Consider the following 18,026-nt stretch of genomic DNA (forward strand, 5'->3'; position numbering starts at 1 on the left):
AGCTGCTGCTGCGCGCCGACCCGGAAACCAGCGAAGAGATGTGGCTGATTAACCCGTTCAACGGTGAAACGCTCAACGAACACACGCTGGAAGTCTGGCTGAAGGGCAATATTAGTCCGGTTGCCGAGCTGTTCAACGAGGATCTCGACGAGGCGGATAACGCCGAAGTGATCCACAAGCTGCTCGACACCTTAAAATCGGCGCTGATGGAAGAGCGGCAGATGGAGCTGGCCCTGCGTGCCAGCGAAGCGCTGCTGCAGTTTAATCCGGAAGATCCGTACGAGATTCGCGACCGCGGGCTGATCTACGCCCAGCTTGATTGCGATCATGTTGCGCTGCTGGATTTGAGCTATTTCGTCGAACAGTGTCCGGAGGACCCGATCAGCGAAATGATCCGCGCGCAAATTAACACCATTTCGCATAAACAAATTACTCTTCACTAATCTGGAATGAATCCGGTTACACCCTGATAAGGCGATCTTATGAAACAAAAAGTGGTTAGCATTGGTGATATCAACGTAGCAAACGACCTGCCTTTCGTCCTGTTTGGTGGGATGAACGTGCTGGAATCCCGCGATCTCGCGATGCGCATCTGCGAACACTATGTGACCGTCACGCAGAAGCTGGGCATTCCTTACGTGTTCAAAGCCTCTTTTGATAAAGCCAACCGTTCTTCCATTCACTCCTATCGGGGGCCGGGTCTGGAAGAAGGGATGAAAATTTTCCAGGAGCTGAAGCAGACCTTCGGCGTGAAAATCATCACCGACGTTCATGAAGCAAGCCAGGCGCAGCCGGTTGCTGACGTGGTTGACGTTATCCAGCTGCCAGCTTTCCTGGCGCGCCAGACCGATCTGGTTGAAGCGATGGCGAAAACCGGCGCGGTGATCAACGTGAAGAAACCGCAGTTTGTCAGCCCGGGCCAGATGGGTAACATCGTCGACAAGTTTATCGAAGGCGGTAACGACAAAGTTATCCTCTGCGATCGCGGGGCGAACTTCGGCTATGACAACCTGGTTGTCGACATGCTGGGCTTTGGCGTGATGAAGAAAGTGTCCAACAACTCGCCGGTTATCTTCGATGTGACCCATGCGCTGCAGTGTCGCGACCCGTTTGGCGCCGCGTCCAGCGGTCGTCGTGCTCAGGTGACCGAGCTGGCGCGTGCCGGTATGGCAACTGGCCTGGCAGGGCTGTTCCTCGAAGCGCATCCGGACCCGGAACATGCGAAATGCGACGGCCCGTCCGCGCTGCCGCTGGCTAAACTGGAGCCGTTCCTGAAGCAGATCAAAGCGATTGACGATCTGGTGAAGAACTTTGAAGAGCTGGATACCAGCAACTAATTCAGCGCGCCTGAATGCGAAAAGCCTGCCCGTTGTAAAACCGGCAGGCTTTTTTTATGCGCCAGTAACGGTGAACAACGCTCCCCCGGCCGACGCAACGGCGCCGGGGGAGAGCGGTCAGGCAAAAATGGTCATCAGATAAGCGGCGAAGAGCGCCAGGTGCGCGGCGCCGTTCAGCACATTGGTGCGCCCGGTAGAGAAGGAGATCTGACACAACAGCAGCGAGGCGACCATCACAATCATTTCCGGTGCGCCAAGACCAAATTGCAACTCATTGCCGGTTAAGAAGGCGATTAAGGTGACCACCGGCACGGTCAGCGAAATCGTCGCCAGCACCGAACCGAAGAACAGGTTCATCGCGCGCTGCACCTGATTGTTAAGTACCGCTTTCAATGCGCCGAGCCCTTCCGGCGAGAGAATCAGCAGCGCGACCAGGAAGCCGGTAAAGGCCACCGGCGCGTTCATGCTGGTCAGCAGCGTCTCAAGCGGGTTCGCATTCATCTTAGTGACCGCGATAACGGCGACCAGGTGAATTAACAGCCACGCGGTGTGCCAGGCGCTGCTGTGAGCGGACGGTTTGCCGTGATGCGGGTCGTCGTCGTCGCCGTCGTCTTCATGCTCATAAATAAACAGGCTCTGGTGGGTTTTGGTCTGAATCAACAGAAACACGCCGTACATGGCAGCGGAAATCAGCGCTACCAGCAGCGCCTGCCCGGTGCTGAAATTCGCGCCCGGTAGCGCCATCGGAAAGACCAGCACAATAATCGCCAGCGGGAACAGGGCGATGAGATACTGCTTGATACCAAACAAATTCATGTACTGAGTGGCGAATTTACGCCCGCCCAGCAGCAGAGAAAAGCCGACCAGACCGCCGGTGACAATCATAATGATTGAATAGAGCGTATCGCGCATCAGCGTCGGGGCCGCGTCGCCGGTTGCCATTAAGGCAGAAATCAGGCTGACTTCAAGAATCACCACGGAAAGACTTAAAATTAACGAACCGTACGGCTCGCCGAGGCGGTGGGCGAGAACGTCCGCGTGGCGTACAACGCTGAATGCGCTACACAGAATGCCCACTAAGGCCAGAATGTTAATGCCAATGACCGCTGGCAGTGACTGACTACTTCCGAAGAAGATAAGCACCGCCAGCGCCAGAATCGGGAAAACAAGCGATGTCTCCTTGTGGCGGGTTTTCACCGCCTCATGTACATGCGTCATGAACCATCTCCATTTATGCAGGTGTTATAATTATAGATACCGTAAGTAGATAAAATAACAGACATTTTGCTATCTGAATTGTTTTTTTACTTAAATTTACGGCTATTGTTAACTAATGCTCTGAAATTGTCATAACTTATCATTATTTCAATTTTGTATTTATTATTCAGATAATTACTAAAAATGCTTATGGCTTATACTTCGCCTTGAAAGCCCTCAATCAGCGTCCCAGACTTATATTTTCACCACCATTCGGAGGTGCATATGCCTTATCGCAGTAAACAAGCGTTACCCGATAGCGTCCAGCACGTGTTGCCGGCCCATGCCCAGGAGATCTATAAAGAAGCGTTTAATAGCGCCTGGGAGCAGTATAAGCATAAAGCGGACCGGCGGGACGACGCCAGCCGTGAAGAGACGGCGCATAAGGTCGCCTGGGCTGCGGTCAAGAATGACTATCAAAAAGGGGACGATGATAAGTGGCATAAGAAAAAATAATCGCTCCTGCTGCCTCATCTGCTGCTCCGCGCCTTGCCAGCGTGTCGTTCATTGCTTATTGTCGGTGAAAGCTGGATAATAATTCGGCAATATTTCACGGATGCCATCAGATAATCGCCGGGAAGCGGGCAGTGGCGGAGGTAGTAGACAGTGTTAACACGTGATTTCTTAATCAATGCGGATTGTAAGACGGCGTTTGGTGCTATTGAGGAATCGCTTCTCTGGTCGGCAGAGCAACGGGCCGCTTCCCTGGCGGCAACGTTGGCCTGTCGTCCGGATGCCGGCTCAGTATGGATTTTTGGCTACGGTTCGCTGATGTGGAACCCGGCTCTTGAGTATCGCGAAACCTGTACCGGGACGCTTCCGGGCTGGCATCGCGCCTTCTGCCTGCGGCTGACCGCCGGGCGGGGCAGCGCCTGCCAGCCGGGGCGCATGCTGGCGCTGAAAGAGGGCGGGCGTACCACCGGCGTGGCCTATCGACTCCCTGATGAGACGCTGGAAGATGAGCTGACGCTGCTGTGGAAGCGGGAGATGATCACCGGTTGCTATATGCCGACCTGGTGTAAGCTGGATCTCGATGACGGGCGGACGGTGAACGCGCTGGTGTTTATTATGGATCCTCGCCATCCGCTGTTCGAACCGGATACCCGCGCCCAGGTCATTGCGCCGCTGATCGCCAAAGCCAGCGGGCCGCTGGGCACGAATGCCCAGTACCTGTTCTCCCTGGATCAGGAACTACGCAAACTCGGTATGCACGATGATTGTCTTGACGATCTTGTCGGGACAGTACGGACGCTGCTGGGAGAAAACAGCCAGCCGGGGCTGGCCTGAAAAATGCCCGGGCTATCCCGGGCAGGTGCTATCAGGCGGGAACGTAGCTAATGGAGTGCTCCAGTGACTGGCTGTGGCTATCGATCAGTACGTTCCAGGTGCCGTTATACGGCACGGTCAGATAAGCGCTGTCGCGATCCTGGACGCTCAGAATATCCGCATGGCTGTCGCCGGCAGCCTTCGCGCTCATCAGGTGAATATGGCAGCGTTCAGAACAACGAACCACCAGCGTATCACCGCCAAACAACATCAAACTTGCTTTAACCATTGCCATTTATCTACCCCGTTGTTGTCTGTCTACAGCATCCTGCCTGCTCAATCCCGCGCGTGATATTGTTCACACTTTACTCATGGCATAACACCAAATGGGGGGCAGACGAATGCTGATTTTGATCAAAAAAAGGGATAAAGATTAAACAAAAATGATGTTCTTCCTGAAAGCATTCAGCTGACATATCTTTTCGATTAATAAACGCGGCCTCGGTGATATTAAATCCCGCCAGAGGCCCTTTCTTCAGAAGGTCAGGATTTTATCGGCCGCCAGCGTCCACTGCGCCAGCTCCACCAGAGTACCAATCTCCACGCCGTCAATCAGCGGCAGCGCGGTGATACCGCGGCCATCGGTGCAGGTTTTGCACAATTTCACCGGGACATTCTGGGCGGTGAGGATCTCCAGCATTTGCTGAATGTTATAGCCTTCCGCCGGCTTCTGTCCTCGCAGGCCAGCCGTCACCGCGTCAGACATTAAAAACAGCTTCAGATCGAGTTCAGACTGCTGTTCACGCAGGGCAATCGCCAGGCGCAGGCTATTGAACAGCGATTCGCTACCGTAGGCGGCGCCGTTGGCGATAATCACAATACTTTGCATAAGGACTCCTTGGTATAAGGCACGGTTATTGCTTGTGGTTAAAGTATAAAGCGTTGACCCGGGAGGGGGTATGAATAATACGGCTGGCATCACGCCTGAGGCCAACAGGTGGTTTCATCGCGCGCGGCAGCTGCAAAAAGAGCAGCTACGCCAGCTGGCGCAGCAGGGGACGTTGGCAAGCCGGATAAGCGCGCTGGTACACATGCTACAGTGCGAACGCGGTGCGTCCAACCTTTGGCTCTGCTCCGCTGGACGGCTCTATGCCGCGGAGTGCCGGGCGGGCTCGGCGCTGGTGGATGAGCAGCTTATCGCCTTTCGCGAGGCGCTGGAAGCGGTGCGGGAGTGCGCCAGCGGCGCGCTGTGCTGGCGGATTGCCAGCGCACTCTGGTATCTGGAACAGTTGTTGACGCTGCGCGACGCCGTGCGCGGCCGCGCTATCATCGCCGAAGAGGCGACAAACCAGTTTAGTCGTATTATCCGCCACTTATTAAATATTGTCCCGCAGCTCAACGACAGCATTGACGACCCGCAAATTGCCGGGCGCATGGTGGCGCTCTACAGCTTTATGCAGGGGAAAGAGCTGGTGGGGCAGGAGCGCGCGCTGGGGGCATCCGGCTTTGCCCGCGGTCAGTTTAGCGATGAGCTTCGTCAACTGCTGGTGGACAGAATCGATGGTCAGCAGCCCTGTTTTGACAGTTTCCAGGCGCTGGCGGAGGTGCCGCAGACCACGCTGTTTATGACTCAATGCCAGGCCAGTCTGGAAATTGAGCAGCTGCGGCGGATCGCCTGTACCCGACAGCCCCCGGCGGATGAGGGGGAGACGGCGTTGCGTTGGTTTTGCGCCCAAACGCAGCGTCTGGAGCAGATGCGCGGTCTGGAAGAGCGGCTGATTGACGACCTGTTGAGCGTCGCCGATAAACTGCTCAGCGGCGAAGCGCCGCCCGCCATCTGGCCGGAGGAAGAGGGGGACGACGGCATCGCGCGCCGTCTCGACAAACAGCTGCTGCCGCTGGTTCGCCAGCAGGCCTTCGAGCTCCAGCAGCTCTCCGGGCAACTGGCCTCACTAAAAGATACGCTCGAAGAGCGCAAGCTGATTGAAAAAGCGAAAAGCGTGCTGATGGATCATCAGGGAATGCAGGAAGAACAGGCCTGGCAGGCGTTGCGGAAAATGGCGATGGATAAGAACCAGAGGATGGTGGAAATCGCCCGTGCGCTGCTGACGGTAAAGGCGTTGTGGTCCATAACTCCAAAGGAGTAGATGCACGATGGTTGGGCAAAGGCTGCCTGTCAGCGGTGCAATTAGCGAGGGGAAGCCGCCCCGCGCAAAGTGGAAAACGGCTTAATACCGCGTCTGTGAACATTGGCATCTGTTTTGCAATATCCTGCAGACAACGGTTAACGCGTTAAATCGTTCAGTAAACAATTTTGGGCAACAGGCCAACGGCGGTTTGTGTGTCCAGGGATAAAGGCGTCCTGCAGTGCATCAGCACTGTCGGGCGCTTTTTTTTTGCGTGTTCTGGAGCGGGTATGGGCGATAAATTTTCGATTTCACGACGGCATTTTTTACAGGCAGGCGCCGCGCTGGGCGGGGCGATGTTGTTGCCCGGCGTGATGCAGGCCGCATGGGCGGCAGGATCCGATAAGCCGGAGCAATCTACCGTGCGGGTCGGATTTATTCCGCTGACGGACTGCGCGCCGATCGCGATCGCGTCGCTGAAAGGGTTCGATAAAAAATATGGCATTACCCTGGTACCGACCAAAGAGGCGAGCTGGGCGGCGGTGCGCGACAAGCTGATTGCCGGTGAACTCGATGCGGCACACATTCTCTACGGCCTGCTGTATGGCCTCGAACTGGGGATCGCCGGCAAGCCGCACTCAATGGCAAACCTGATGACCCTTAACCGCAATGGTCAGGCGATAACGCTCTCCAGCGACCTGCGGGAGAAAGGGGTGACCGACCTCGGCGGGTTGAAACGGCTGATTGGCCAGAGCGCGCCGGGCAGCTACACCTTTGCCCACACCTTTCCCACCGGGACGCACGCCATGTGGCTCTATTACTGGCTGGCCAGCGGCGGCATCGACCCGTTTGCGGACGTCCGCACCGTGGTGGTGCCGCCGCCGCAAATGGTGATGAACATGCGCATCGGCAACATGGTTGGCTTTTGCGTCGGTGAACCGTGGAACGCGCGGGCGATCAACGACCGTATCGGTTTTACCGCGACCACCTCGCAGGCTATCTGGCCGGAACACCCGGAAAAAATTCTCGGTACCCGCAGTGAATGGGTCGAACGCAATCCGAATACCGCCCGCGCGCTGGTCGCTGCGGTGCTGGATGCGGCGCGCTGGATTGACGCCTCGGAAGAGAACAAACGGGAGACGGCGCGCATTCTGGCGAAGCGCGCCTGGCTGAATACCAAAGAGCAGTATCTCACCGGGCGGATGCTCGGGGAGTACGACAACGGGCTGGGACGCCGCTGGCAGGACGCGCACCCGATTCGCTTTTACGACCAGGGGGAGGTGAGTTTTCCGTGGCTGTCGGACGGGATGTGGTTTTTAACCCAGTTCCGCCGCTGGGGATTACTGAAAACGGCCCCGGATTATCAGGCGGTGGCCCGGCGCATTAACCGCATAGACGTCTGGAAAGAGGCGGCGCAGGCGGTGGGCGGCATCTCGACACCGGCTGCGCTCATGCGCAGCAGCATATTGATAGACGGTACGGTCTGGACGGGGGCCGATCCGGAAGGTTACGCCCGCGGCTTCGCGATTCAACGTAAGGGGGCATGAAATGAAACACGCGCACAGTACGCAACCTGTTATTGCCACAGAAAAAACGCCGGGCGAAGTGATTGTCCTGCCACCGGTACAGGTCCGGCGTCCGACGCCGCCCGTCAGGCGCTGGCTACGTGAAACCGTACAGCGACTCCTGCCACCCCTGCTCGGGCTGGGGCTGCTTCTGCTCTGCTGGCAGCTGGCGGCGATCAACGGCAAGGGCTTTCCGACCCCGCTGAGTACGCTCGATTCTGCGCTGACCCTGTTTGCCGATCCTTTCTATCAGGACGGGCCGAACGACATGGGCATCGGCTGGAACGTGCTGGCCTCGCTGCAACGGGTGGCGGTGGGCTTCGGGTTGGCGGCGCTGGTGGGTATTCCGCTGGGCTTTTTGATCGGCCGCTCGCTGTTCTTTGCCCGCATGTTTAATCCGCTGATTGCGCTGCTGCGTCCGGTCAGTCCGCTGGCGTGGCTGCCTATTGGCCTGCTGCTGTTCCAAAAGGCGGAGCCGGCTTCGAGCTGGACCATTTTTATCTGCTCTATCTGGCCGATGGTGATTAACACCGCCGAAGGCGTACGCCGCATTCCGCAGGATTATCTCAACGTGGCTCGCGTCTTACAGCTTTCGGAGTGGACGGTGATGCGGCGCATTCTCTTCCCGGCGGTGCTGCCCGCGGTGCTGACCGGCGTGCGCCTCTCGATTGGCATTGCCTGGCTGGTGATCGTCGCTGCTGAAATGCTGACCGGCGGTCTGGGGATCGGTTTCTGGATCTGGAACGAATGGAACAACCTCAACGTGGAAAACATCATCATCGCCATCGTCATTATCGGCGTCGTCGGCCTGCTGCTGGAGCAGGGGCTGATGCTGATCGCTCGTCGCTTCAGCTGGCAAGAAAAATAGGGGAGTCGCTATGAAACCATTAATTCAGGTGCAGGCCGTCAGCCAGCGCTTCAATACCGCCAGCGGCGAATTTCTGGCCCTGCAAAACGTCTCTTTCGACATTTATGAAGGGGAGACCGTCAGCCTGATTGGCCACTCAGGATGCGGTAAATCAACGCTGCTGAACCTGATTGCCGGCATTACCTTACCCACGGAAGGCGGGCTGCTGTGCGATAACCGCGAAATCGCCGGACCGGGCCCCGAGCGCGCGGTGGTCTTTCAGAACCACTCCCTGCTGCCGTGGCTGACCTGCTTTGACAATGTGGCGCTGGCGGTCGACCAGGTTTTTCGCCGCACCATGAGCAAAGCCGAGCGCAAGGAGTGGATCGAACACAACCTGGATCGGGTGCAAATGGGCCACGCGCTGCACAAGCGTCCGGGGGAGATCTCCGGCGGCATGAAGCAGCGGGTAGGGATTGCCAGAGCGCTGGCGATGAAGCCGAAGGTGCTGCTGCTGGATGAACCGTTTGGCGCGCTCGACGCCTTGACCCGTGCCCATTTGCAGGATGCGGTGATGCAGATTCAGCAGGCGCTGAACACCACCATCGTGATGATTACCCACGATGTCGATGAAGCGGTGCTGCTCTCTGACCGCGTCATGATGATGACCAACGGCCCGGCGGCGACGGTGGGAGAGATTCTCGGCATCGACCTGCCTCGGCCGCGCAATCGTGTCCAGTTGGCGGATGACAGCCGTTATCACCACCTGCGCCAGCAGATTCTCCATTTCCTCTACGAAAAACAGCCGAAGGCGGCGTAAGGGGCGGCGATGAAGCGGCGACTGGTGATTATCGGCAATGGTATGGCGGCCACCCGGCTGGCGGAGACGCTGGTGGCGCGGGGGGGCGACAAATTTCAGATAGTGATTATCGGGGATGAACCCTGGCAGGCCTATAACCGTATCCAGCTGTCACCGGTACTGGGCGGGGAAAAAACGCTGGCGCAAACGCGGCTGCTGCCAGAGGAGTGGTATCACCAGCACGGCGTAACGGTTCGCCGTGACGAATCGGTGCTGGCGGTGGAGATGTCGACGCGAACGCTGCGCACCACGCGAGGCGAGCTCCGCTGGGATGAGCTGATTTTCGCCACCGGTTCACAGGCTTTCATCCCGCCGCTGCCCGGTGTGGCGCAGCCGCACGTCTACGCGTTTCGCACCTTTGCCGATGTGGCCGCCATTCTGGCAACCGACGGTCCGGCGGTCGTCATCGGCGGCGGGGTGCTCGGCGTCGAGGCTGCGGCTGCGTTACGACGTCATGGTGACAATGTCACTTTACTGCATCGCGGCGAGCGGCTGATGGAACAGCAAACCGATGCCTTTGCTGGCCAGCAGCTACAGCAACAGCTGGAGGAGCGAGGGATTCAGTGCGTCACGGGCTGCGGGATTGCCGCGATTCGCGAGCATGACGTTGTGCTGGAGGATGGTCGGGCATTTGCCGCCAGTCGCGTGGTGCTGGCGACCGGCGTGCGCCCCAACATTCAGCTGGCGCAGCGTAGCGGCCTGGCGTGTCGGCGCGGCATTGTTGTTGACCGTCAGCTGGCTACAGCGCTGCCGGGGGTTAGCGCCCTTGGCGAATGCTGCGAAATTGACGGTCAGACCTGGGGACTGGTGGCGCCTTGTCTGCGCCAGGCTGAGGTGCTGGCCGGGCGGCTATGCGGCGCGCCGGAGGCGGATTTTCACTGGCAGGATAGCGGTACCCGCCTGAAAGTCACCGGGATCGCGCTGTTCAGCGCCGGCGAGTCGCAGGCCGGTGACCACGATGAGAGCTGGACCAGCTGGGACCCGCTGGCCCGCCACTACCGCCGCCTGCTGGTCCGCGACGGCAAGCTACAGGGTGTTTTACTGCTGGGCGACTGCGCAAATGCCGCGCCGCTCACCTCGCTGCTGGCTACCCCCGCGCAGCCAGACTGGCTTTTTGATCCTTCTTCAACGCAGCCGCGCGCTGCAGGTGAATTTTCTATGACAAAACCTGTTTTGGTGCTGGTCGGACACGGCATGGTCGGCCACCATTTTCTTGAGCAATGCGTCAGCCGTAACCTGCATCAACAGTTTCGGATCGTGGTGTTTGGCGAAGAGCGTTACGCCGCCTACGACCGGGTGCATTTATCAGAATATTTCGCCGGCCGTAGCGCGGAGTCGCTGTCGCTGGTGGACGGCGATTTCTTCGCCCGGCACGGCATCGAACTGCGGCTGTCTGAGACGATTGCGGCCATTGACCGCGAAGCGCGGGTGGTACGTGATACCAGCGGGCATGAAACCCATTGGGATAAACTGGTGCTGGCGACCGGCTCGTATCCCTTCGTTCCGCCGGTACCGGGTCACGATCTGGAGGGCTGTTTCGTCTACCGCACCCTCGATGACCTGGACCGTATTGCCGCCTGCGCCAGCAGCGCAAAACGCGGGGTGGTGATTGGCGGCGGTCTGCTGGGGCTGGAGGCCGCCAACGCGCTCAGGCAGCTGGGGCTGGAAACCCACGTGGTGGAGTTTGCGCCGAATCTGATGGCGGTCCAGCTGGATAGCCAGGGTGCCGCAATGCTGCGGGAGAAAATCCATGATATTGGCGTCGGTGTCCACACCAGCAAGACGACTCAGAGTATTGCGCGCTGTGATGATGGCCTGGTGCTGAACTTCGCCGATGGCGAATCGCTGGCTACCGATATGGTGGTCTTTTCCGCCGGTATTCGTCCGCAGGATACGCTGGCGCGCGGCAGCGGGCTGACGGTGGGAGAACGCGGCGGGATCGTCATCGACAATCAGTGCCGCACCTCCGATCCGCAGGTGCTGGCGATTGGCGAATGCGCCCTGTGGCAGAACAAAATCTATGGCCTGGTGGCGCCGGGCTATCAGATGGCGAGAGCGGCGGCGGCAATGCTGGCTGGAGAAGAGGCGAGTTTCAGCGGCGCCGATATGAGCACCAAACTGAAACTGCTAGGGATCGATGTGGCCTCTTTCGGCGACGCCCAGGGGCGTACGCCCGGAAGCCAGAGCTACCAGTGGACCGACGGTCCCGGGCAAATCTACAAGAAAATCGTCGTCAGCCAGGATGGTAAAACGCTGCTGGGCGGGGTGCTGGTGGGCGACGCCAGCGATTACGCCACGCTGCTGCAAATGATGTTGAACGCGATGGCGCTGCCCGCGCGCCCGGAAAGCCTGATTCTGCCGACGCTGGAGGGGAGCACGGCAAAAGCGCTGGGAGTGGCGGCGCTGCCGGACAGCGCGCAGATCTGCTCGTGCCACAACGTCACTAAAGGTGATATCTGCCAGGCGGTCAGTGCTGGCGCCAGCGATATCCCGGCGATAAAAAGCGGTACCCGGGCGGCGACCGGCTGCGGCGGATGTAGCGCGCTGGTCAAGCAGGTGATGGAATATCAGCTCTCGGCGCAGGGCGTTGAAGTGAAAAAAGATATCTGCGAACACTTCCCGTGGTCGCGTCAGGAGATCTACCACCTCGTGCGCGTGAACCATATCCGCACCTTTGATCAACTGATGAGTCGTTACGGTCAGGGGCATGGCTGCGAAATCTGTAAACCGCTGGTGGCTTCGGTTCTGGCCTCCTGCTGGAATGAGTACCTGCTGAAACCGGCGCATTTGCCGCTCCAGGACACCAATGATCGCTACTTCGCCAATATTCAGAAAGATGGCACCTATTCCGTGGTCCCGCGTATGGCGGCAGGCGAAGTGACGCCGGACGGGCTGATTGCCATCGGACAGATTGCCAAACGCTACCAGCTGTACAGCAAAATTACCGGTGGCCAGCGGATCGATCTGTTTGGCGCCCGGCTCGAAGCGCTGCCGGCTATCTGGCGCGAGCTGGCGGAGGCTGGCTTTGAAACCGGTCACGCCTACGGTAAGTCGCTGCGAACGGTGAAATCCTGCGTCGGCTCGACCTGGTGTCGCTACGGTGTCCAGGACTCGACGGCGCTGGCGGTCACCCTTGAGCATCGTTACAAGGGACTGCGTGCGCCGCACAAGATCAAAATGGCGGTCTCCGGCTGTACCCGCGAATGCGCCGAGGCGCAGGGGAAAGATATCGGGGTGATTGCCACGGAAAAAGGCTGGAATCTTTACGTCTGCGGCAACGGCGGTATGAAGCCGCGACATGGCGATCTGTTTGCCAGCGATATCGACGACGCGACGCTGATCCGCACGGTGGACCGCTTGCTGATGTTCTATATCCGCACTGCCGACCGGCTGCAGCGAACCAGTACCTGGATGGATAACCTCGAAGGCGGAATCGACTACCTGCGCGAGGTGATCCTCGAAGACAGCCTTGGGATCGGCGAAGAGCTGGAGCAGGAGATGGCGCGGGTGGTGGCGAGCTACCAGTGCGAATGGCAGACCACGCTGAACGATCCGCAGCGGCTGGCGCTGTTCCGGTCATATGTTAACAGCGATCGACCGGATGACGCCGTGCAGCGGCACATGTTGCGCGGTCAGCCGCAGCCGGTCGCCGCAGCGGTACGCTGCGAAGGTGAGGTGTCGACCCGTCCATGGCAGGCCATTTGCGATCTGGAGGCCATTCCCGCGCAGGCCGGGATTGGCGCGCGGCTGGGCGAGCGCCAGATTGCGCTGTTTCGTTTTGGTGAACAGGTTTATGCCCTCGACAACCTGGAACCCGGTAGCGACGCCAACGTGCTGTCGCGCGGCATACTGGGCGATGCCGGCGGGGAGCCGATTGTCATTTCGCCGCTGTATAAACACCGTATCCGGCTGCGCGACGGACGTCCCTGCGATGGCGGTGAACCGATGGTCCGCGCCTGGCCGGTGAGGATCGAAAACGGCACGGTATGGGTAGGGAATCAGCTTCTGCTGGCGCGTGCGGAGGCCTCCTGATGGATGAAATCCGAACGACCTGCCCCTATTGCGGAGTGGGCTGCGGCGTGCTGGCGCGAAAGGAGGAAAATGGCCTGGTCAGCGTGCGCGGCGATGAGCGCCATCCGGCAAACCTGGGACGCCTGTGCGTAAAGGGCGCGGCGCTCGGAGAAACCACCGGCCTCGAGGGGCGATTGCTGAGGCCTGAGCTGGAGGGGGAAGCGGTCAGCTGGTCACGGGCGCTGGCGGCCGCCGGCAGCCGACTGCGGCAAATCATTGAGCAGCATGGGCCGCAGGCGGTGGCGTTTTACGCCTCCGGACAGCTGCTCACCGAGGATTACTACGCGGCGAATAAACTGATGAAGGGATTTATCGGCGCCGCCAATATCGATACTAATTCCCGGCTCTGTATGTCCTCGGCGGTGACCGGATACAAGCGCGCCTTTGGCGCCGACGTGGTGCCGTGTAGCTACGAGGATGTGGAAAACAGCGATCTGGTGGTGCTGGTGGGCTCAAATGCCGCCTGGGCGCATCCGGTGCTGTATCAGCGGCTGGTTCAGGCGAAACGTGATAATCCGCAGATGAAAGTGGTGGTGATTGATCCGCGTCGAACCGCCACCTGCGATATCGCCGATAGCCACCTGGCGGTTGCGCCCGGCAGCGATGGCGGGCTGTTTGTCGGCTTACTGCGGGCGATTGCCGAGGCCGACGCGCTGACGGGCGATTTTCGCGACCAGTCGCAGGCGCTGGCCGCCGCCGCAGCCTGGGATACGGCGCAGGTGGCCGAATTCTGCGGGCTGGAGGTGGAGCAGGTCGCCGGGTTCTATCGCGATTTCATCGCCGCGCCGCGAGCGATAACGCTCTACACCATGGGAATCAATCAGTCGGCCAGCGGCAGCGACAAGTGTAATGCCATTATTAACGTCCACCTGGCCTGTGGGAAATACGGCCGTTCGGGCTGCGGGCCGTTTTCGCTGACCGGACAGCCAAATGCGATGGGCGGCCGCGAGGTGGGGGGGCTGGCAACGATGCTGGCCGCCCATATGAATTTTGAGCCGCAGGATCTGCAGCGCCTCGCGCGTTTCTGGGGGACCGAGCGGCTGGCGCAGACGCCGGGGCTGACGGCGGTGGAGCTGTTTGCCGCCATCGGTCGCGGTGAGGTGAAAGCGGTGTGGATTATGGGGACCAACCCGGTGGTGTCGCTGCCGGACAGCCTTGCCGTCAGCCAGGCGCTGGCCGGGTGTCCGTTGGTGATCGTTTCCGATGTGAGCGCCCGGACGGATACGGCAGCATTGGCCCATATTCGTTTCCCGGCGCTGGCGTGGGGAGAGAAAAATGGCACCGTCACCAACTCGGAACGACGTATTTCCCGCCAGCGCAGCTTTCTGCCGCCGCCAGGCGAAGCCAAAGCCGACTGGTGGATAATCGCTCGCATGGCCGAACAGCTCGGCTTTGGCGCGGCCTTTGCCTGGCGCCATCCGCATGAGATTTTTAGCGAGCATGCCGCGCTTTCGGGGTTTGAAAATAACGGCCAGCGGGCGTTCGATATCGGTGGGCTGGCGGATCTCAGCCGTGAGGCGTGGGATAAGCTGGCGCCGGTTCGCTGGCCGGTCAGCCGCAGCGGCGCCGGTCTCGATTTACAGCAGGGCTGGCACGGCGATGGCAAATTGCGCATGGTGCCGGTGACGCCCCAGACCACGCGCGCCGCGACCGACGCCTTTTATCCGCTGATCCTCAATAGCGGCCGCATTCGCGATCAGTGGCATACCATGACCCGTACCGGTAGCGTGCCGCGCCTGATGCAGCATATTGCCGAACCGATCGTGGAGATCGCGCCAGCGGATGCCCGACGCTTGCAGCTGCGCGAGGGAGAACTGGCGCGAATCTGGTCGCGCAATGGGCTGATGGTGGCCAAAACGGTGATCAGCCGCGGGCAGCGCCCCGGCTCGCTGTTTGTGCCGATGCACTGGAATAATCAGTTTGCCCGACGGGGAAGGGTCAACGACCTGCTGTCGGCGATAACGGATCCCTGGTCCGGACAACCGGAGAGCAAACAGGTGGCGGTGGCGATTGCACCCTGGCGCCCCGCCTGGCAGGGGGAGCTGTTTTGTCGCCAGCCGGTTCCGCTGCCCGCGTCGGTCCACTGGCGTCGGCGGGCGACGTCGGGCGTGAGCCATCTCTCTTTAGCCGGAGAACACCATCCGCAGGAATGGTTAACCGACTGGTGTCGTCAGCAGGGGTGGCAGATGCAAACGGCACAGGCCGGGGCGCGATGGAGCCTGCTGGCCTGGCATGAGGGAACGCTGATGTTGGGCTGGTGGAGCCATCTCTGCGAGCCGGAAATCGATGTCGGGTGGATCGCCGACGCGTTTCGCTCTCCGCCGCAGACGCCCTCGCAGCGCCACGCGCTGCTCGGCGGGAAAAAAAGCGGCGAGACGGCCCCTGCGGGGCGGATCGTCTGCAGCTGCTTTAGCATCGGTGAACGGGCCATCAGCGAGGCTATCGCCCGCGGCTGTCGTACGCCCGGCGAGCTGGGGGCGGCGCTCAAATGCGGTACCAACTGCGGCTCTTGTATTCCCGAGCTCAAAGCGTTGCTGGCAGAGGAGCAGACGCGGGCATGAGGTTCGGGTTATTCCTGGAATGGTCATTGGGGCTATGGGAACGGGAAAAAAACGGTAAACTTAAAGACTGTCATCGTCCTTCGTGAGCCAATGTAACCCATTTAATGCCTGTGTCGTACCGCGTGACCCCACTCCTTCCACTACTCTTGCTGCTGGCAGGCCTTCCTGCGCGTGCCCTGCAGGGAAATACGGCGTTCAGTGAAAAGCAGGCGGCGCTGCCGGATCTGGGGATTGCGCCACAGGTGGATGACGACGCCCGGCATTTTGCGGAAGTCGCGAAAAAGTTTGGTGAGGCCAGCATGAGCGATAATGGTCTGACGACCGGTGAACAGGCGCGAATGCTGGCCATCGGCAAGCTTGGCAACGAGCTGAGTCATCAGCTGGAAAACTGGCTCTCGCCGTGGGGCAATGCCAATGTCAATCTGCGGGTGGATAAAGAAGGCAACTTCACCGGCAGTCAGGGCAACTGGTTTATCCCGCTGCAGGATAACGGCGATTACCTGACCTGGAATCAGTATTCCGTCACCCAGCGGGAAAACGATCTGGTGGGGAACATTGGTCTGGGACAGCGCTGGCGAAGGGGCGACTGGCTGCTGGGCTATAACTCGTTCTACGACAAAGTGCTGGGTGAGCATATAGCGCGAGGCAGTATTGGTGCCGAAGCCTGGGGCGAATATTTGCGCCTGTCGGCCAACTATTACCATCCCGTCGGTAGCTGGCAGCATGGCGATAGCCTGACGCAGGAACAGCGGATGGCGAGCGGCTACGATGTTACCGCCCAGGCGCGGCTACCGTTCTATCAGCATATTAATACCAGCGTCAGCGTCGAGCAGTACTTTGGCGATAGCGTCGACCTGTTCCATTCCGGGACCGGCTACCGTAACCCGGTGGCGGTGTCGGTGGGGCTGAACTATACCCCCGTGCCGTTAGTGACCATGACGGCAAAACATAAGCAGGGTGAAAGCGGGCTCAGTCAAAACAACGTCGGTCTGAATCTGAACTACCGTTTTGGCGTGCCGCTTAAACAGCAGTTGGCGGCCGATGAGGTGGCGGTCAGCCGCTCCTTGCGCGGCAGTCGTTACGACAGCCCGGAACGCGATAATTTGCCGGTGGTCGAGTATCGTCAGCGTAAATCGCTGTCGGTCTACCTGGCGACGCCGCCGTGGGATTTACAGCCGGGGGAGACGGTGCAACTGAAGCTGCAAATTCGTAGCCTGCACGGGATAAAGTCGCTGAAATGGCAAGGCGATACGCAGTCGCTGAGCTTAACGTCTCCCGTAGATACCAACAGCCCGGACGGCTGGAGCGTGATTCTTCCGGCCTGGAGCAGCGAGCCGGGAGCGACCAATCTGTGGCACCTGTCGGTGGTGGTGGAAGACAAAACGGGTCAGCGCGTTTCATCCAATGAGATCGCGCTGGCGCTGACCGAGCCGCTGGTCAAATTCTCGGCCGACGGCGTCACCTGGCGGGATACGCCTTAGAAAATCCGCTCCTGATGTACCCATACCGCCGCTTCAACACGTGATTTTAGCTTCATTTTCTTCAGCATATGCTTAACGTGCACCTTCACGGTACTCTCGGTTATCTCCAGACGACGGGCGATCATTTTGTTCGGCAGCCCCTGGGCGATCAGCTTGAGAATATCCCGCTCGCGCGGCGTCAGCTGGCTGATATCGCGGTCTGACGTGGCGCGGTTGGCGCGCAGGCTGGCTGCCAGCACCGGCGTGAGCGCTTCGCTGAGGACCATCTCGCCCGCCGCGGCCTGCTGCAACGCTTTTAAGAGATCTTCTGGTTCCATGTCTTTCAGCAGGTAGCCGTCAGCGCCGCGTTTGAGAGCGGTGACCACATCTTCTTCGTGGTTAGAGACGCTGAATACCACGATGCGACCGGAGAGCGACTTCTCACGCAGCTTATCGAGGGTTTCCAGACCGTTCATTCCGGGCATGTTGAGATCCAGCAGGATCAGATCGGGGTCCAGCGTCTCCGCGAGGGCGATACCTTGTTCACCGTTGCTGGCCTCGCCAATAACCTGAATATCGCTGGCCATACTGACGAGCTGTTTGACGCCGGTGCGCAGCATCGGATGATCGTCAATGAGAAGGATGGTTGCCCGTTCCTGTTGACTCATAGGGGTCTC

At 59.6% G+C, this 18,026-nt stretch carries 15 protein-coding genes; 11 read left to right on the plus strand and 4 right to left on the minus strand.

Going from position 1 to position 18,026, the window contains the following annotated elements:
• The coding region (locus GRPL_RS11200) for a tetratricopeptide repeat protein (RefSeq protein ID WP_032699482.1) at positions 1-443 on the plus strand (443 nt) is incomplete at its 5' end.
• A gap of 39 nt (positions 444-482) precedes the next feature.
• On the plus strand, positions 483-1,337 hold the full coding sequence (kdsA, locus tag GRPL_RS11195) for a 3-deoxy-8-phosphooctulonate synthase (protein WP_004863512.1): 855 nt from the start codon (positions 483-485) through the stop codon (positions 1,335-1,337).
• A 117-nt stretch (positions 1,338-1,454) separates the two neighbouring features.
• On the opposite strand, the gene chaA is transcribed toward kdsA, so the two are convergent.
• Positions 1,455-2,555, minus strand: coding sequence for a sodium-potassium/proton antiporter ChaA (chaA, locus tag GRPL_RS11190; RefSeq protein WP_032697402.1), 1,101 nt, complete (start codon positions 2,553-2,555; stop codon positions 1,455-1,457).
• Between the two features lie 264 nt (positions 2,556-2,819).
• Between chaA and chaB the strand changes: the two genes are divergently transcribed.
• A complete protein-coding gene (chaB, locus tag GRPL_RS11185; protein WP_032697401.1) occupies positions 2,820-3,050 on the plus strand; it encodes a putative cation transport regulator ChaB in 231 nt (76 codons plus the stop codon).
• A gap of 150 nt (positions 3,051-3,200) precedes the next feature.
• Positions 3,201-3,881, plus strand: a complete 681-nt coding sequence (locus GRPL_RS11180) for a gamma-glutamylcyclotransferase (protein WP_032697400.1) — start codon at positions 3,201-3,203, stop codon at positions 3,879-3,881.
• Between the two features lie 31 nt (positions 3,882-3,912).
• Here GRPL_RS11180 and GRPL_RS11175 read toward each other — a convergent pair whose 3' ends face one another.
• Positions 3,913-4,155, minus strand: coding sequence for a DUF1883 domain-containing protein (locus GRPL_RS11175; RefSeq protein WP_004863495.1), 243 nt, complete (start codon positions 4,153-4,155; stop codon positions 3,913-3,915).
• 240 nt (positions 4,156-4,395) lie between these two features.
• Positions 4,396-4,749, minus strand: a complete 354-nt coding sequence (locus tag GRPL_RS11170; RefSeq protein ID WP_032687103.1) for a DsrE/DsrF/TusD sulfur relay family protein — start codon at positions 4,747-4,749, stop codon at positions 4,396-4,398.
• A 70-nt stretch (positions 4,750-4,819) separates the two neighbouring features.
• Here GRPL_RS11170 and nasR point away from each other — a divergent pair, with 70 nt between their 5' ends.
• The 7 genes from nasR (at position 4,820) to GRPL_RS11140 (ending at position 17,370) form a co-directional block, all read left to right on the plus strand.
• Positions 4,820-6,007, plus strand: a complete 1,188-nt coding sequence (gene nasR / locus GRPL_RS11165) for a nitrate regulatory protein NasR (RefSeq protein ID WP_032699483.1) — start codon at positions 4,820-4,822, stop codon at positions 6,005-6,007.
• A 269-nt stretch (positions 6,008-6,276) separates the two neighbouring features.
• Positions 6,277-7,533 carry an ABC transporter substrate-binding protein gene (locus tag GRPL_RS11160; RefSeq protein ID WP_032699485.1) on the plus strand — a complete coding sequence of 419 codons (1,257 nt, stop codon included), beginning with the start codon at positions 6,277-6,279 and terminating at the stop codon, positions 7,531-7,533.
• 1 nt (position 7,534) lies between these two features.
• A complete protein-coding gene (gene ntrB, locus GRPL_RS11155) occupies positions 7,535-8,419 on the plus strand; it encodes a nitrate ABC transporter permease (RefSeq protein WP_004863487.1) in 885 nt (294 codons plus the stop codon).
• Positions 8,420-8,429: 10 nt separating this feature from the next.
• Positions 8,430-9,218, plus strand: a complete 789-nt coding sequence (locus GRPL_RS11150) for an ABC transporter ATP-binding protein (RefSeq protein WP_032699487.1) — start codon at positions 8,430-8,432, stop codon at positions 9,216-9,218.
• 9 nt (positions 9,219-9,227) lie between these two features.
• Positions 9,228-13,289 carry a nitrite reductase large subunit NirB gene (gene nirB / locus GRPL_RS0125735; protein WP_080718630.1) on the plus strand — a complete coding sequence of 1,354 codons (4,062 nt, stop codon included), beginning with the start codon at positions 9,228-9,230 and terminating at the stop codon, positions 13,287-13,289.
• The gene (locus GRPL_RS11145; protein ID WP_032699489.1) at positions 13,289-15,889 is read left to right on the plus strand and encodes a nitrate reductase; all 2,601 of its coding nucleotides are present in this window, start codon (positions 13,289-13,291) and stop codon (positions 15,887-15,889) included. The genes nirB and GRPL_RS11145 overlap by 1 nt, the downstream gene beginning before the upstream one ends.
• Before the next feature lie 104 nt (positions 15,890-15,993).
• Positions 15,994-17,370: a YchO/YchP family invasin gene (locus GRPL_RS11140; protein WP_032699490.1), complete on the plus strand. Its 1,377-nt coding sequence runs from the start codon at positions 15,994-15,996 to the stop codon at positions 17,368-17,370.
• Here the strand turns inward: GRPL_RS11140 and narL are convergent.
• On the minus strand, positions 17,367-18,017 hold the full coding sequence (gene narL / locus GRPL_RS11135; RefSeq protein ID WP_004863467.1) for a two-component system response regulator NarL: 651 nt from the start codon (positions 18,015-18,017) through the stop codon (positions 17,367-17,369). The genes GRPL_RS11140 and narL overlap by 4 nt on opposite strands.
• Positions 18,018-18,026: the final 9 nt, after the last annotated feature.

The organism is Klebsiella planticola ATCC 33531 (assembly GCF_000735435.1).
Classification (GTDB): Bacteria; Pseudomonadota; Gammaproteobacteria; order Enterobacterales; family Enterobacteriaceae; genus Klebsiella; species Klebsiella planticola.

Excerpts from the sequence above, each read along its gene's own strand:
- GRPL_RS11150 (WP_032699487.1), top strand. The coding sequence starts at position 8,430 with ATGAAACCATTAATTCAGGTGCAGGCCGTCAGCCAGCGCTTCAATACC.
- chaA (WP_032697402.1), bottom strand. The coding sequence starts at position 2,555 with ATGACGCATGTACATGAGGCGGTGAAAACCCGCCACAAGGAGACATCG.
- nirB (WP_080718630.1), top strand. The coding sequence starts at position 9,228 with ATGAAGCGGCGACTGGTGATTATCGGCAATGGTATGGCGGCCACCCGG.
- GRPL_RS11140 (WP_032699490.1), top strand. The coding sequence starts at position 15,994 with ATGCCTGTGTCGTACCGCGTGACCCCACTCCTTCCACTACTCTTGCTG.
- ntrB (WP_004863487.1), top strand. The coding sequence starts at position 7,535 with ATGAAACACGCGCACAGTACGCAACCTGTTATTGCCACAGAAAAAACG.
- GRPL_RS11145 (WP_032699489.1), top strand. The coding sequence starts at position 13,289 with ATGGATGAAATCCGAACGACCTGCCCCTATTGCGGAGTGGGCTGCGGC.
- GRPL_RS11160 (WP_032699485.1), top strand. The coding sequence starts at position 6,277 with ATGGGCGATAAATTTTCGATTTCACGACGGCATTTTTTACAGGCAGGC.
- GRPL_RS11170 (WP_032687103.1), bottom strand. The coding sequence starts at position 4,749 with ATGCAAAGTATTGTGATTATCGCCAACGGCGCCGCCTACGGTAGCGAA.
- kdsA (WP_004863512.1), top strand. The coding sequence starts at position 483 with ATGAAACAAAAAGTGGTTAGCATTGGTGATATCAACGTAGCAAACGAC.
- GRPL_RS11175 (WP_004863495.1), bottom strand. The coding sequence starts at position 4,155 with ATGGCAATGGTTAAAGCAAGTTTGATGTTGTTTGGCGGTGATACGCTG.
- chaB (WP_032697401.1), top strand. The coding sequence starts at position 2,820 with ATGCCTTATCGCAGTAAACAAGCGTTACCCGATAGCGTCCAGCACGTG.
- nasR (WP_032699483.1), top strand. The coding sequence starts at position 4,820 with ATGAATAATACGGCTGGCATCACGCCTGAGGCCAACAGGTGGTTTCAT.
- narL (WP_004863467.1), bottom strand. The coding sequence starts at position 18,017 with ATGAGTCAACAGGAACGGGCAACCATCCTTCTCATTGACGATCATCCG.